The following is a 15,297-nucleotide window of genomic DNA, read 5'->3' as shown; positions in this document are numbered from 1 at the left end:
AGGGACTTTAATTCCATTTTTAATCGCTTTATTAAGGGCTACTGAGGTAGCTCTTTTAAATTTACAAAAATAGATTTTCTTTTGATGGAAAGGTAGTTAATCGGAAAGGAAGTTGAGCCTAATCGGGTTTTACTGCCTATTTATTTTTACTAGGTTGGAATGGAGGTTGAAGTACAGCATTATTATTTTCTATTTGTGAAATGGATGGTTTAAAAAACAATTGATTGGATGGTTATAAAATTTTAAAATCCTTTATTATAAATAAGTGGACTAAGAGCCTAATTCTGTATAATGGAAAGTCAATATTTATTTTCATAATGTGTATTAACTCCCGAGTTTTTAAAAGTAGTAAAGGAGTTGTTCTAATAGAGGGATTGTTGAATTATCTAAATATTTGTAAGTACCTACGAGAAAGTATGTATTGTTTAAAGTTTATTCTGTATTGAAAATAGTATAACTATTATTGTGAATAAGTTCACATGAGATGCTTTCTACTCTATTTTTACTATTATCATATTGTTTATGTTTGAAAATGAACATTCAAAATGATAGGCGTATTGAAATGGGTGAAAGAGAGAAAGGGAATTATGGAATTAAGGGAATTGGAATACTTCCTGGCTATATGTGAGGAATTACATTTCACAAGGGCAGCAGAAAAATTAGGAATTTCACAACCAGCTTTGAGCCGTCAAATGAGAACCCTTGAAGATAAATTAGGAGTCCGTCTATTTGATCGTTTAGGAAAAAAAATCGCCATCACGGAAGCTGGTGAAATCCTACGAGAACAATCTGGAAATATATTCTCCAATATAAAAAGTGTTTATGAACAAATAGATGAGCTTCAAAATGTAAAAAAAGGAAAACTTATCATTGGGGCAATGTCGGAAGAGTTAAGTCAGCTTGCATCCGTCGTTTTCTTAGAACTTCATCGCAAGTGGCCCCAAGTGCAAACAAAGATCTTTATGTCAGAAAACATTGATGAAAAGGTTTTCGAAATGAAATTGATATAGCTTTGACAGTCATGCCTATAGAGAATGATCAGTTAACTAATATCCCTTTATATAATGAGGAATATTATTTGGCAGTTTCAGATGACCATCCATTGGCTGATAGGGATATAGTGGAGTTGGAAGAGATAAGGGACCTGTCTTTTGTATTATGGCCAATAAACCACAAGTGTCGAAAATTAATTGATGTTGCGTTTGCCTCTCTTGGATTTGCCATCCAGCCAATCATAGAATTAACAGAGGTAAAATCAATATTGAGTTTAGTGAAACCAGGAATTGGAGCAACCATTCTTCCCAAAACACTTCTCGATTCGGAGAATGATGGAACCCTAAAGATAATTAAAATAGAAAACCCAACTATATGTAACGAAATTGCAATTATACATCATAAAGAAAAGTATATTGGATCTGCTGCAAGAAGTTTTATAGACTTGTTGGTTGCTTATGTGGAAAAGACAAAACTCAATGAGAGAGTGTATCCTGATAATATTTTACTTACTTTCTAAAGAATTTTCCCTCATAAAAAAACTTCCCCATTCCAGGAAGCGGAATGGGGGAAGGGAATAAGAAGATTTCTGTTTAAGTGATGAACTTAACGTTGATTATTTGACACTTTCAACCGATGGACACTGCCGCCCTGTGTGCCGACAAACAAATATTCTTCGTCTGATGATAGTTCAAGGGCAGTTGCATTTTTGTTATCAAGGCCATCGGATATATTCGTCCATGTTTCCCCACCATCCACACTCATTAACACACCGCGACCTCCCTTAAGGAGACCTCCTTGTCCCCCTTGATAAAAGGCACCAGTTGCTGCATAGACGACCTTAGGATTAGTAGGGGAAACGATGATATCATTGACATAAATGTTGAGCTCAGATTCAGCATACTTTGCTTTTTCTAATGTTTTCCCGCCATCTGTACTGACATATAAATGGTTTCCTCCCACTACTAAATGGTCTGGATTGTGTGAGTCAATCGCAATACTGCTTACAGGAACGTTTTGAATTTTTTGGAATGATTGGCCCATGTCTTGGGACAGAAATAGCCCGTCGTTTCCGCCTGCCCAAATCCGGTTAGGATCTTTGGGATCACCGGCTATGGCTGTAAACTTGTGTTCTTGCTTCATATTTTTCCAGTTATCCCCACCATCTTGGCTGACCCACACACCTGTTACGGTACTGCCTGGGATAATATATGGGATCACGATTTCATTCGGGTTGGCTGGATGAACCAGTAGGGCAAGAGAGATAAAATTATCTTCAAATTTCAAATCCCAGTTTTCTCCTCCATCATTGCTTCGGTACACACTCATCGTCCCAATCGCACTAAAGCGCGTCTTGTAGACGACATTTGGTTCTGTTCGGGACGTTGCAACCTGATACACTTGTTCTCCTGACATTCCTTCACCTTGAGCCGCTCCCCATTCGAGAGTGGAGGAATCAACTTTATTTTGATCTGGTAACATTGTCCGATACGTGTTAGAATCAGTTCCGGCAAGTAACTGGTATCCTTTGGTGTTACGTGAAATAGCCAAGTCATAAACCGTTGCTCCAGGAATACCCACCCGTTTATATGTTTCACCTTTATTCAGTGATTCATATATTCCAGCCTGATCTGAAGAAACATAAACTGGGCGATTCCCGTTAGGAGAAGATTTTGCTCCTAAGGCAAAATCGATATCAAGGGACCTAGACCCTGGAAGCGGTTGTTTCCAAGATTCCCATGTTTTTCCGTAATCGTGACTTACCCAGATTCCATCATAACCAGTTCCTACATAAATACCCCCATCGAGAATCTTAACGCAAAATACATCATGAAATGGTACTTGATCATGGGTAAGTTCATTCCAATCTTTACCTTGGTTATAGGACGCGTATAATCCACCGCCAAAAGTAGCACGTGCAATAAGGATATCCTGATTGCCTACTACATCCTGTACCCCTCTAAAAGGCGGCTGAAACAATTTCACAGGAGTAGCCGAACCAGAAAATACATCTTTAACAGCGTAAACACCATTGTATGTTGAAAGGTATAGGTCGTTATTAAGAAGAAGTGCTCCAATAAGATATGGCCAATTGCCAGACAACTTCTCCCAGTTCATCCCTCTGTCTAAGCTGATAAATACTTCATTGCCGGAAATAGCAACCAGTTTCTGCCCGCTCTCATCAATGACTAAGTCAGTTACTTCTATGTTAGGAAAAGGTAGTGTATTCCATGTTATTCCACCGTCTTTGCTGGCGAATATCTTACCTATATACGTTGGATCATTAGACCTCGACCTAACAGGAACATAAATATTTTTTTCATTAGTAGGATTAACGATGAGTGCAGTTGGCACTCCTCCTGCGACAGGAAAATTTCGAAACTCATGCCAAGTTTTTGCCCCATCCTCCGTCCGGAAAATAGAAGGAGATTGTGTTGATAATACCGTCATGACCTTAGGATTTTTTGGGTCAACATGCATTAGACCTGCATTAGAGTAAGGTCCAACAGCTTTCCAGGAGGAAGAATGTTCCTTATCGGCTGGTAATTTTTCCACATAACCAGAGCCTATTATCGTAGATTCCTCACTAGAGGAATCTTTAACTGTAGAGCTAGCATCAATCCGATATATTCCCACTTCACTAGTCTGAACGGGCACTCGCCACCAATGATCATGATCTAAGACAGAAGTCACTTGAGTTGTCTTTCCACTTGGAGTTCGAACAGTCACTTTTGGAGCTTGTGACAAATCAACCGGACTGTATATGAAGGCTTCTGTTCCACTCACTGTGGATGCTATTGGATCGGGAGATGCAGTGATTTGGAGATGCCGTACAGTCAACTGGTATGGCTCACGCAAATGCTGCCATTCTGTTCCGGATTGGATATTTCCTTCTATCCATCCAGAAATAACCGTATCCTGATCCGGCCGATTCATGTTGATGTTCACATCAACATTGACTTGCTGACCTGGTTCTATATGAATATGGGATGGATTCACTGTAACGGCTGCTCCGGATTTTGTATCGTCATTAACAGTGAAATCCATATCAACCGGTTTTTCACCGTGATTGTTTAAAGATAACGAAGCACTTCTATGAATCTCTGAATCTTTTAAATCAGCTATTCCAAAATTTAAGCCATTAGGTGAGGCGACGACATTGGTTTCCGCAGCAGCCTTTACATCCAGTCTTCCTGCACCTTGTGTAAGCACATCATATGATGCCAGCGGCTTCGCGGATTCTTTTAAAATACTGGCAATCTCGCTAGCTTTCCAGGAAGGGTGGAGTTGTTTTATGAGGGCAGCTGCACCTGCCACATGAGGGGCAGCCATGCTTGTCCCGCTCATTCTGGTGTAACCGGTATCATCATCTTGTTTCTTGATGTAAGTCGAATTGATTTCAACACCCGGAGCGACTAAATCAGGCTTTGCTCGGAAGTCGGAATTACCACGGGAACTAAAGTTAGCAATATGATCCGTTGCGTCTTTTCCTGTAATCGTGATTTTAACGGGTCCCTTGGCCAAGTAGGACTTTAATTCCCCAGCTTTTGTTCCGGTAATTAACATTGCGGCCAACGTATCCAACCGACCGTCCAGGGATGAATCTGTCTGGAATTGATCTTGAGCTTGTAACTTTTCAGATGAATTGGATGTAAATTGAGATGGTATAGTATCTCCTATTCTAACAACAGGGCCAGCAGGTTGGTCAGGCAGGTAAAAGAGCACAGCATCGGCCCCTTTTTCTTGAGCTGTAACCGCTTCTGAAAAAGCTTGCGGTACAGTTGCACCTTGAGGCAATTGAATTAGGACAATCTTTCCTTTTACATCTAATCCATCGTAGTTTTCCAGTCCACCTTCTCCAACATCTATCAGCTCGCGGGTGGTGGCTGCTTCAGGTGGATTTGCTGTAAACCCAAGGCGGGTAACGGACAAATTCTCTTCAACTGGGGCAACCATTTTCGCGTCAGGCACTTTGATACCACTTGTACTTGCGCCGACAGCAAGTACTCCCTCTGCATTAGCAGGAGCACCAATTGTTCCATATCCAGGGCCTGAATTCCCGGCTGCTGCTACAACAACTACACCGGCTTCAACCGCATTTTGGGCGGCTTGGGAGATGGGATCACTGCCATCTCCTGGACCACTAAGGCTCATATTAATGACATCTGCCGGGTATGGATTGTCTGGAGAAATAGAGGCTTCAATTCCGGCAAGGATATCGGATGTATCTCCTGATCCGTTATTGTCCATGACTTTATAGGCTGTTATCGAAGCGTCAGGTGCCACCCCGGTCACTTTACCATGAGCCCCAATGATTCCGGCAACATGGGTTCCATGGCCGTAGTCGTCCATCGGATCGTTATCATGATTGACAAAATCATATCCCCCAAGTACTTTGTGCCCTGGTCCGATCGCACCGCCAAGGTCAGGGTGATTATAGTCCACGCCCGTGTCAATCACAGCGACCGTCACTCCTTTCCCTGTAACTCCTTGATTTTCTTGGTCGTGCATGGACCAAACGTCAGGAGCACCAATCAAAGGTACGCTGTCGGCTAAGTCCGTGTGATATTCCTGATCCGGATACACCGCTTTTACGCCGGGAATTGAACGTAGTTCATCCAATTTGTTTTTGGGAACTTTTAATGAAATGCCGTTAAAGGTAAACGTATATTCATGAGACTTGTTGAATGGAATCTTCTTTTCATTTATTACTTTTAACACTTTCCCGTGTGACTGTTTCAAGCTCTCGGTTTGTTCTTTCAACTTACTTTCCGTTGTTTTGGAAGCAGCTCCTATCTTTTCTGACTTCGGCAAGGTTCGAATCACAGGTGCGCTGTCCATTTCGACAATAACACGTGTCATTGATTCATTGGCATTGATGCCCTGTGCTAAACCGGTTGGAGCTACAAAAGCAAATTTAGCACTGGAGAGTACTAGGGTTGAAGCGACAATACAGGTTGCGGTCCTCCCATTAAACCACTGATTTCTTTTTTTCATCTTATGTAATCACCTCTAATATGAATTGCATTTAAGGATAGCAAAATTAAACTATTAATAACATTGGCGTAATTAAGACTATTCCAAATGCTAAGGTAATTATATGGCGATATTTTTTTGGGGTAAATGACATCCTCGTTATGATAATGATTCATTTTAGTTATCAATAAAGAGTAGAAGGAGGGATTGAATCAATTTTGGATTTATTTGATCCTATAAAAGGTTGGAAGAAGGGAAATAGAATAACGGCAGAAAATAACAAAAAAAACCTATCCTTTTTCTATTAAAGGGTTCCGTTTGGAGGTGCAAAACGATAAATTGACACATGAAATGGCATAAGAACTGACTATGCCATTTTTCTTTTTATATAAAGGCTTTTTTAACTTTTTATAGAGAATTGACAACCTAAAGGATGTAATTATTTTATAGGACAATTGTTGTTGTACTCTAAAAAATAGTTGTCAATTAACGTGTCAAATGATCAGTCAATTTCACTAACATTTTGATATTAAATCATAAAAATTACCTAAGTTTACTCAACTAAGTAAACAAAGAAAATATTAAATGAACTAAATTTGTTATGAGGTGAAAGTGTTGGTTACAAAACAAGATGAAATTAAAGTAGTAGTAGGTGCAGGAGCGTTTAACAATAATCCTGGATGGATTCAAACACAAGAAGATGAACTTAACTTATTAGATAAGACTACTTGGGAAAGTAGATTTGATAATAATTCTATCTCAGCTATTTTAGCTGAGCATGTATGGGAGCATCTTACCTATGAAGAAGGTGTAGATGTAGCTAAAGTTTGTTATAAATTTTTAAAACCATCAGGGCATATTCGTTGTGGTGTTCCTGATGCGTTTTTTCAAGACGAAACCTATCAAAATATAGTGAAAGTAGGAGGACCTGGACCTAAAGACCATCCAGCTGCAAGCCATAAAATATTATACTATTAAAATAAAAATAAGGAATATTTATCCTTATTTTTATAATCAAGAACTTTATCTTACATACTTAAAAATTTATTGACTTATTATCGAATAAGTAGTTAAATTAAAACAGACCGATAGTTCTTTTCTGGAGGTGAATTGAATAAGATTGAGGAAGTAGCGATGTTTTAAAATCAGATGTTTTATAGTACAGAATTGGATTTAAATTTTTTTTTTGGTCAAAAACAGACCGGACGGTTTTTTATTGGAGGGTGAAATAATGGCGAGTAAAAAAAGTTCTATGTTTTCTCAACTAATAGCAGGTTACTTGTTGGTCATTGCGACATCAGGATTTGCAAGATTAGCCTATGGTGTATTAATGCCTTCTATGCAAGAAGATTTAGCTATCAACTACGCTCAGGCAGGATTTTTAGCTACGATCATTTCACTTGGATTTTTGGTCATCTCAACACTTATTGGCGTTTTGGCCCAAAAGTTTGGCATAAAGAAAATTGTATTAGCCGGAGGATTTTTAGTTACAGTTTGTCTGTTCCTTCTTTCATTTGCAAAATCATATTATTTTGTCATGCTAATCATGTTTCTACTTGGGGCAGGAAGTTCATTAGCATTTGCACCACTTATGTCCCTAATGGTTATTCAGTTTGCCAATAAAAAAGGGCTTGTTCTTGGGATTTTATTGAGTGGTGTAGGTTCGGGGATGCTTTTAAGTGGAATAATAACGACCAATCTAAGTGATTACTTTCCATCTTTAGAGTGGAGGGAAATTTGGACGATTTTCGGTATTATCTCCTTAATCGTTACACTTTTATCATTGTTCGTACTAAAAGAGACAGAAAACAAAACGAATACTAAAAACAATCAAAATCAATCAATTAGCAAGGCATATAAAAATGTAAAAATTATTCGAATCGGAATTATTTATTTCTTGGTTGGAGTGGGCTACCTAATCCCAGTACTTTTCCAATCATCATTTATGATCGATTCAGGCTTCAGTGAAAAAATTGCAGGAAATGTATTTGCATTATCTGGGTTATCTATCATTATAGGAAGTCCAGTTTTTGGAATGATTTCTGATCGTATAGGAAGAAAAAATTCCTTACTAATTGCATCGATCCTTTGCATGATTGCAGGAATTCTACCTGTCTTAAATCATCATCTTATTGCTTTTGTAGCAGCTTCCATCTTATTTCCGTTTTCACTCGGAGGATTTTTGGTACTTATCCAATCTATGGCAGCCGAACGAGTAAGTCCATCTCTAGTTCCAGCCGTCTTAGGATTTGTGTCAGTATTCTATTCGATTGGCCAATTAATAGGTCCATCCTTAGCAGGAGCGGTTATTGAAAAATTTGGTGGAATTCAAAGTGCGTACATCCTTGCTTCATGCATTTTTCTTGGCACCTTAATCATTACTAGTTTTGTAAAAGAGAACGAAAAGGAAGAAGTATTGGCAGTTCAGAAAAATCCATTGTCTGGATGAGCATAAAAGTAGGGGAAGGATTAAGGGATATTGACAAGGTAATTCCTTCATGGTTTTAATCATGTATTAGTTAAAAAGTATGAGGGGAAAGTATGATATATGAAAATTGTCGAAAGGATTGAAGGTATGACAGGAAAGTTCAATAATCAAACAGTTATTATTACTAGGGGGTCTATTGGGAATGAAGAAAGTATAGCAATAGAATTTTCCAATCTCCTTTAACTATTTAAGTATCCGCTACGATAGGATGGATTGCTCTTTTTTTACTGATTTTTTTTAAGGAAATTTGGATTAATACGTTAATGTTAGATTGACAATACTTAAATAATAGGTTTTAATAATAAAAGACCAATTGTTCTTTTTTGAAAAAAGGAGGTAAGTAGCAAATGAATAAAGGTGAGCAAACTAAAAAATATATCATTGAGAAATCATCTACATTATTCAATAAACATGGATATAAATCGACCTCTATCTCTGATATAATGACTGCCACTGGTTTAAAAAAGGGTGGTATTTATAATCATTTTGAAAATAAAGATACATTGGCCGAAGCTTCGTTTACTCATTCTTTAAATACCCTTAAAGAAAATTATAAAGAAGCAGTTGCATCAAAAGATTCTGCTTATGATCAATTTAAAGCATTAATTAGCGTTTTTAATACTTTGTCTCAAGATGAAATTGTCATAGGTGGATGCCCGTTGATGAATGCAGCAATAGAAGCTGATGATTCAAATATTGAATTCGAGGATACAATAAAAGAAGAATTTACTGTCTTAATCAAATTTATTAAAACGATTATCATTCATGGAAAGAATCGAAATGAAATCGGAAGTGACATAGATCCAGAAAAGATGGCCGTTTTCATTCTGTCTTCATTAGAAGGAGCTTTAGCCCTTAGTCGTTTATACAAAGATAAAAATTATTTAGATATGGTAAATATGCAATTAATAGAAATTCTTTTCTAATTGCGATTTCCATATTTTTTTGAAATAAAAACAGACCGTTCGGTTCTTTTTGTTAAATGTTTTTAGAGAGGTGAGTTGCATAGTAATTTGTGACTTTGCTATGATCCATTCTTTATTTTCATTTTAGGTTTATGTATTTAAATAATATTTAATACTGAAAGGAGAATTTTAATGAAGAATACCATTAAATTAAATTCACAGAAGGAAATTTCTGTTCCTCCTGTTGCAAAATTAATCGGCTTTTATCCTATCGAGATTAATAGAGGAGAGACTGTATTTCAACTTGAGACAAAGGAAGACCATTTCAATTCGATGGGAACCGTTTTTGGTGGCATACTTTGTGACCTGGCAGATGCAGCAATGGGAGTTGCGTATGCAACTTTATTAAATGAAAATGAAAGCTTTACGACAGTTGAATTAAATATCAATTATTTTAAACCAATATGGAAGACGACATTAACAGCACATGCAGTTGTAGTCAAAAAAGGAAGCACCATCGGTTTTATTGAGTGCTCAATATATGATGAAAAAGATTCATTGGTTGCGAAAGCAAGTTCAACATGTATGACGCTTAAAGGAGAAAATGCAAAAAATAGATAGCAATGGCAAAATCTCTAGAATTGTTCAAGGAGGTTCTTAATGAATCGCAGGGTTGTAATAACTGGTTATGGTGTAGTATCACCATTAGGTAATGATGTAGACACATTATGGAAAAATATCAAGGCTTCAAAATCTGGCATTAAAAAGGTTGAGTTCGAGGCCTATGAAGATATAAGTACAAAAATTGGTGGCCATATCGAAAAACTTTTTCCAGAAGAATATTTTGATAAAAAAGAGTTAGGTAAATACGATAAATTTGTTCAATATGCGTATATTGCAGTCAAACAAGCATTAGATCAAGCAGGACTAGACCTCGAAAAAACAGATCCAAATCGATTAGGAGTATTTATTGGCTCAGGAATTGGTGGATTAGACACTGTGTTAGAAAATCATAAAACGCTTTTAGAAAAAGGAGCAAGAAAAGTATCTCCTTTTATGGCACCAATGATGATCAGCAATATGGCGGTAGGAATTGTTTCAATCAAAACGGGTTTCAAAGGAACAAGCTTTGCACCAGTTTCTGCATGTGCAACAGGAAATCATGCAATTGGAGAAGCCTTTCTTAACATTCGTCACGGCTATTCTGACGCAATATTGGCAGGAGGAGCTGAGGCATCCATCAGTCCTTTAGCCTATGCTGGTTTCTCAAGGATGAAAGCAATGTCTACAAATAATGATTCACCTGAGACTGCTAGCAGACCGTTTGACAAACAACGAGATGGTTTTGTGATGTCGGAAGGTGCAGGAATCTTGTTACTTGAGGAATATGAGCATGCGAAAAAAAGAGGGGCAACTATTTTAGGCGAAATCATTGGTTATGGATCAACAACTGATGCCTATCATATTACTTCCCCTGACTTTCATGGAGCAGAACGAGCAATGAATCTCGCATTGAATATGGCACAGATCCAACCAATAGATGTCGATTACATCAATGCTCATGGCACGAGCACACCTGAAGGTGACAAATCTGAAACGAAAGCAATTAAGAGTGTATTTGGAGATCATGCATATAAACTGAAAGTAAGTTCAACTAAATCTATGACAGGGCACTTATTTGGAGCTGCTGGAGGAATTGAAGCAATCATCACCCTTAAAAGTATTTTGGAAAATACAATTCCACCTACAATTAACTATGAATATCCAGATGAAGAATGTGATCTAGATTATGTTCCAAACCATCCAGTTCATGCAGAAGTAAACTATGCGATTTCAAATGGATTCGGATTCGGTGGACATAATGCAGTTTTAGTATTTAAGAAATTCAATGATAGATTATAAATATAGCTCTTTCTATAATATAAAATACAAAAATAAGGAGGGCTATCATGAGCTCGAATACCATATTAAAAACTGCAAACTATGTACGTTTAAATAATATCCGAAAATTTGAGTCTTTGTCAGAAGAGTATTATGATATACAGCCGATTCAGTTTAATAACACAATCAGATGGAATATAGGTCATTTCATTGCGATTACGGATAGCATGCTTTTCAAACGAATTACGGGATCATCAAGGCTACCTGATGGATTCATTGAACTTTTTAAAGGCGGAACAAAACCTTCAGACTGGACTTTATCTCCACCTTCAAAAGTTGAATTGGTTCAACTACTAAAAATACAATTAGACGATATAAATTCAACCTTTATGGGTAAATTAGATGAGAAGTTGAAAGATCCATTTTTGATTCGTGATACATCGTTTGTAACAATTGGGGATATTTTAGCGTTTGTAACAATACATGAAGTACAACATTCAACTACTTCAACCTATATATTAAGGGAGATTCAACGTTTAAATACAAACACAGAGATTAATAAATAAAAAATAAACTATGAGGATGATATAAAATGAAAAATTTAGAACAAAATTTAAATACTTTCACTGCAGAAACAGTAGAAACATCTTATATAGAAGCGGATGGCATTCGGTTCGCTTATCGGACTTTCGGTAAACCATCGGATGTTCCGCTCGTTTTCTGCCAACGTTTCAGAGGCACGATAGACGATTGGGATCCTGCTCTCATCAATGAACTGGCAAGAGAACGGACGATCATACTGTTCGATAACGCGGGCATAGGATTGTCATCGGGAGAGACACCGGAGTCGTTCTTTGGAACGGCGAAATACGCATATGCTTTCATTCGAGCGTTAGGACTTAAACAAGTCGACTTGTTGGGATTTTCAATGGGCGGTTACATTGCTCAAATCGTGGCGTTAGAGCATCCGGATTTGGTCCGTCGCTTGATTTTGGCAGGTACGGGGGGAGGAACCGGGGAAGGCACGGAAGCCGGAAAACCGGAAGTATTTCAAGTTGCGTTCAAGCCGGTTAACGTTGCCGAGGATTTCCTGTACTTGTTCTTTGAGCAAACCGAGACGAGCAGAGCGGCAGGCTTAGCGTATTTAGAGCGTCTTGCCAGAAGAAAAGAATCAAGAGCGCCACTTGTAAAACCGGAATCGGTGCAAGCCCAAATCAAAGGTGCCGGGGCATGGAGAACGATTTCAACATTCGACCGACTGGGAGAAATCAAGCAGCCAGTGCTCGTGGCCAACGGAAATCACGATATCATGATTCCTACCGTTAATTCTTATATCATCTCTCAACGAATTCCGAATGCTCAACTGATTATTTATCCGGATTCCGGCCATGGATTTCTATTCCAATATCCAGAAATGTTTGCAGAACATGTAAATATTTTTCTTAATAAAAATCTTAAATAACAAATTGAATTAATATTTTAACATCGGATAAATATGAAAAAGATGACTCAACAGTAGCTATTCTTGGGGTTGGCCGTATTAAAACAAATTGATCGAGATGGTGAAAAAATTGTAGCAGTTCCTGTACTTGCTCTTTCATTAAGATTCGACTCCAGAATGATCGACGGAGCTATAGGCGCAGAATGCAATGAATCATATTAAGCGATTATTAAACGACCCAAAACAATTGTTAATGGAGGCGTAAGTAAATGGTTGTCGGAGTTTTCCCAATTGAAACAGATACTATAGTCATCGGTGCAGGTCCTGGGGGTTATGTAGCAGCAATTCGTGCTGCCCAGCTGGGACAAAAAGTAACAATTGTTGAAAAGGAATATTTGGGCGGTGTATGTTGTAATGTCGGCTGTATTCCTTCAAAGGCATTAATTGCCGCTGGTCACCGCTATGAAACAGCTAAGCATTCGGATGCATATGGAATTACAGCAGAGAATGTAAAGGTTGATTTTTCAAAGGTACAAGAGTGGAAAGCTAGTGTAGTGAAAAAGTTAACTGACGGTGTCGAAGGACTATTAAAAGGAAATAAAGTCGAGATTGTACGTGGTGAAGCATTCTTTGTAGACAGTAATTCATTACGCGTAATGGGCGAAAAAAATGCTCAAACATACAACTTTAAAAATGCAATTATTGCAACAGGATCGCGTTCAATCGAGTTGCCTACATTTAAATATACAAAACGCGTTCTAAATTCGACTGGTGCCCTCAGCTTAAATGAAATTCCTGAAAAAATCGTTGTTATTGGCGGCGGTGTTATCGGAATCGAACTTGGCGGCGCCTATGCAAACTTTGGTACTCAAGTAACGATTTTAGAGGGTGCAGATGAAATTTTAGGCGTAGGTTTTGAGAAACAAATGTCTGCAGTTGTTAAGAAAAGTATGAAGAAAAAAGGTGTAGAATTCTATACTAAAGCAATGGCAAAAGGTGTAGAAGAAACAGAAAATGGCGTCACTGTAACCTTTGAGGTAAAAGGTGAAGAAAAGAAAATAGACGCTGATTATGTGTTTGTAATGGTCGGACGCCGCCCGAATACGGATGAAATAGGTCTTGAACAAGCAGGCGTAAAAATGACAGACCGTGGACTTATTGAAATCGATAAGCAATGCCGAACGAATGTTCCTGGTATTTATGCAATCGGTGATGTTGTTCCAGGTCCACAATTAGCACATAAGGCATTCTATGAAGCAAAAATTGCTGCTGAGGCGATTGCCGGGCATCCATCTGAAATTGATTATATAGGTATTCCAGCAGTCGTATTTTCAGACCCTGAGCTTGCAACTGTAGGTTATACTGAACAACAAGCAAAAGATGAAGGTATTGAAGTAGTAGCTGGGAAATTCCCATATGCGGGAAATGGACGTGCCTTGTCAATTGACAGCACAGACGGGTTCGTTAAGCTTGTAACTCGTAAAGAAGATGGACTTGTTATCGGAGCGCAAGTTGCCGGAGCAAATGCATCAGATATCATTTCGGAGTTAGGTTTGGCTGTTGAAACAGGAATAACTGCAGAAGACATCGCTATGACAATCCATGCCCATCCAACACTTGGAGAAATGACAATGGAATCTGCCGAAGTTGCACTTGGAACCCCAATTCATATCATTAAATAATTTATTGGATTATGTACCGAACCAATCAATTCAAGCAGAAATAAACTATGCCATCACAAATGGTTTCGGGTTTGGTGGATAAAATGCCGTTTTAGTGTTTAAGAAATTTGAGGAAGCCTTTAATAACAGTTTAGCATTTTGAAATAGTAGATTTACAAACTATAAATAAAAAGACGAATTAAGATCATGATTTTGGAAGGCATAAAGATTTAACCGTATTGGTGCGAGTTCAATGAAATATGGAATGTACCAGATTTCTATTTTAGTTATTCAAGAAAAGAGCGCTTATATTCAGTATGTTTTTCTACCGTATTCAACGTCTTTAATGATAACAAAAAGATTAGTTTTCTATCTTTGTGGAAGCATTATATACAGTAATTATTTATAGTTTTTAACGTACACAAAGATAGGACTTTACTTGGAGTGGTGGGTATGATAGGCTCGTTCTTATCAAGACCAAAATTAGAAAAATATTAATAAATAAGGCAAGCAACATACTATCCATGACTAATATGTTGCTTGCCTTTCGTTTTCCTACTTCAACTAACACAACCAGTTGAAGAAGGGAGGGAACGGTGTTCCCCTCAGATTTTTTTATAAACCTCTGCATAAGCAAACTTTAACTGCTCACGTAGTTCTTTATTTTCTTCATCTAATTTCTTATTTTTCTGTTTTAAAGATGCTATAATTGCATCTTACGCGACAAACATCTGGGAGTAGCGGTTTCTACATTCGGTCCTGCGGAATCATATCAGCCTACCGGTTACAACCGTTACACGATGGAGGAATTGTTGAAGCCGATTCAGGCTACGGCTTCGAACCCATTTATCGGTATGACCTTTATGACACCGTATAAAAGCATGCGTTAGTTGAACAAGAAAAACAAAAATCCTTCTTAAAAGAAGGATCCAGACTGTCGACAAATTCGAA

The 15,297-nt window shown here is 37.9% G+C and carries 11 protein-coding genes and 3 pseudogenes; 12 read left to right on the top strand and 2 right to left on the bottom strand.

The features are described from left to right. The first annotated feature begins 566 nt into the window (after positions 1-566). Positions 567-1,010 carry a LysR family transcriptional regulator gene (locus tag ABES02_RS01755; RefSeq protein WP_430129931.1) on the top strand — a complete coding sequence of 148 codons (444 nt, stop codon included), beginning with the start codon at positions 567-569 and terminating at the stop codon, positions 1,008-1,010. 11 nt (positions 1,011-1,021) lie between these two features. Further along, positions 1,022-1,513 (top strand): LysR family transcriptional regulator substrate-binding protein, encoded by a 492-nt coding sequence (locus tag ABES02_RS01750; RefSeq protein ID WP_430129928.1) that lies wholly within the window; start codon positions 1,022-1,024, stop codon positions 1,511-1,513. A gap of 86 nt (positions 1,514-1,599) precedes the next feature. Here ABES02_RS01750 and ABES02_RS01745 read toward each other — a convergent pair whose 3' ends face one another. After that, positions 1,600-5,991 carry a S8 family serine peptidase gene (locus tag ABES02_RS01745; RefSeq protein ID WP_430129925.1) on the bottom strand — a complete coding sequence of 1,464 codons (4,392 nt, stop codon included), beginning with the start codon at positions 5,989-5,991 and terminating at the stop codon, positions 1,600-1,602. Positions 5,992-6,582: 591 nt separating this feature from the next. On the opposite strand from ABES02_RS01745, the pseudogene ABES02_RS01740 reads away from it, so the two are divergent. From ABES02_RS01740 to lpdA, 9 genes and pseudogenes are all read left to right on the top strand, one after another. Further along, positions 6,583-6,942, top strand: a pseudogene (locus ABES02_RS01740) (class I SAM-dependent methyltransferase); the annotation flags it as partial. A gap of 259 nt (positions 6,943-7,201) precedes the next feature. After that, entirely contained in the window at positions 7,202-8,419 is a 1,218-nt protein-coding gene (locus tag ABES02_RS01735; protein ID WP_430129922.1) for an MFS transporter, read from the top strand. Between the two features lie 386 nt (positions 8,420-8,805). Then, on the top strand, positions 8,806-9,384 hold the full coding sequence (locus ABES02_RS01730) for a TetR/AcrR family transcriptional regulator (RefSeq protein ID WP_430129919.1): 579 nt from the start codon (positions 8,806-8,808) through the stop codon (positions 9,382-9,384). 171 nt (positions 9,385-9,555) lie between these two features. Continuing rightward, positions 9,556-9,984: a PaaI family thioesterase gene (locus ABES02_RS01725; RefSeq protein WP_335694768.1), complete on the top strand. Its 429-nt coding sequence runs from the start codon at positions 9,556-9,558 to the stop codon at positions 9,982-9,984. A 39-nt stretch (positions 9,985-10,023) separates the two neighbouring features. Continuing rightward, complete coding sequence (gene fabF / locus ABES02_RS01720) at positions 10,024-11,265, top strand: beta-ketoacyl-ACP synthase II (RefSeq protein ID WP_430129915.1); 1,242 nt, start codon at positions 10,024-10,026, stop codon at positions 11,263-11,265. A gap of 47 nt (positions 11,266-11,312) precedes the next feature. Beyond that, on the top strand, positions 11,313-11,810 hold the full coding sequence (locus ABES02_RS01715; RefSeq protein ID WP_335543807.1) for a DinB family protein: 498 nt from the start codon (positions 11,313-11,315) through the stop codon (positions 11,808-11,810). A 26-nt stretch (positions 11,811-11,836) separates the two neighbouring features. Then, the gene (locus ABES02_RS01710) at positions 11,837-12,706 is read left to right on the top strand and encodes an alpha/beta fold hydrolase (RefSeq protein WP_430129913.1); all 870 of its coding nucleotides are present in this window, start codon (positions 11,837-11,839) and stop codon (positions 12,704-12,706) included. Positions 12,707-12,759: 53 nt separating this feature from the next. Then, a pseudogene (locus ABES02_RS01705) lies at positions 12,760-12,950 on the top strand (2-oxo acid dehydrogenase subunit E2); the annotation flags it as partial. Between the two features lie 4 nt (positions 12,951-12,954). Further along, positions 12,955-14,367 (top strand): dihydrolipoyl dehydrogenase, encoded by a 1,413-nt coding sequence (lpdA, locus tag ABES02_RS01700; RefSeq protein WP_430129910.1) that lies wholly within the window; start codon positions 12,955-12,957, stop codon positions 14,365-14,367. Between the two features lie 584 nt (positions 14,368-14,951). On the opposite strand, the pseudogene ABES02_RS01695 reads toward lpdA, so the two are convergent. Continuing rightward, positions 14,952-15,062, bottom strand: a pseudogene (locus ABES02_RS01695) (DUF6262 family protein); the annotation flags it as partial. On the opposite strand from ABES02_RS01695, the gene ABES02_RS01690 reads away from it, so the two are divergent. Beyond that, positions 15,060-15,236, top strand: coding sequence for an NAD(P)H-dependent oxidoreductase (locus ABES02_RS01690; RefSeq protein WP_430129978.1), 177 nt, complete (start codon positions 15,060-15,062; stop codon positions 15,234-15,236). The pseudogene ABES02_RS01695 and the gene ABES02_RS01690 overlap by 3 nt on opposite strands. The last annotated feature ends 61 nt before the right edge of the window (positions 15,237-15,297 follow it).

Origin of the sequence: Neobacillus pocheonensis (genome assembly GCF_050477905.1) — a bacterium.
Lineage (GTDB): Bacteria > Bacillota > Bacilli > Bacillales > Cytobacillaceae > Neobacillus > Neobacillus pocheonensis_A.
This window is presented reverse-complemented; position numbering and strand designations above follow the sequence as displayed.

Bases quoted from the DNA above. Each gene is read 5' to 3' on its own strand.
- ABES02_RS01735 (WP_430129922.1), top strand. From the start codon at position 7,202: ATGGCGAGTAAAAAAAGTTCTATGTTTTCTCAACTAATAGCAGGTTAC.
- ABES02_RS01715 (WP_335543807.1), top strand. From the start codon at position 11,313: ATGAGCTCGAATACCATATTAAAAACTGCAAACTATGTACGTTTAAAT.
- ABES02_RS01750 (WP_430129928.1), top strand. From the start codon at position 1,022: ATGCCTATAGAGAATGATCAGTTAACTAATATCCCTTTATATAATGAG.
- fabF (WP_430129915.1), top strand. From the start codon at position 10,024: ATGAATCGCAGGGTTGTAATAACTGGTTATGGTGTAGTATCACCATTA.
- lpdA (WP_430129910.1), top strand. From the start codon at position 12,955: ATGGTTGTCGGAGTTTTCCCAATTGAAACAGATACTATAGTCATCGGT.
- ABES02_RS01725 (WP_335694768.1), top strand. From the start codon at position 9,556: ATGAAGAATACCATTAAATTAAATTCACAGAAGGAAATTTCTGTTCCT.
- ABES02_RS01710 (WP_430129913.1), top strand. From the start codon at position 11,837: ATGAAAAATTTAGAACAAAATTTAAATACTTTCACTGCAGAAACAGTA.
- ABES02_RS01745 (WP_430129925.1), bottom strand. From the start codon at position 5,991: ATGAAAAAAAGAAATCAGTGGTTTAATGGGAGGACCGCAACCTGTATT.
- ABES02_RS01730 (WP_430129919.1), top strand. From the start codon at position 8,806: ATGAATAAAGGTGAGCAAACTAAAAAATATATCATTGAGAAATCATCT.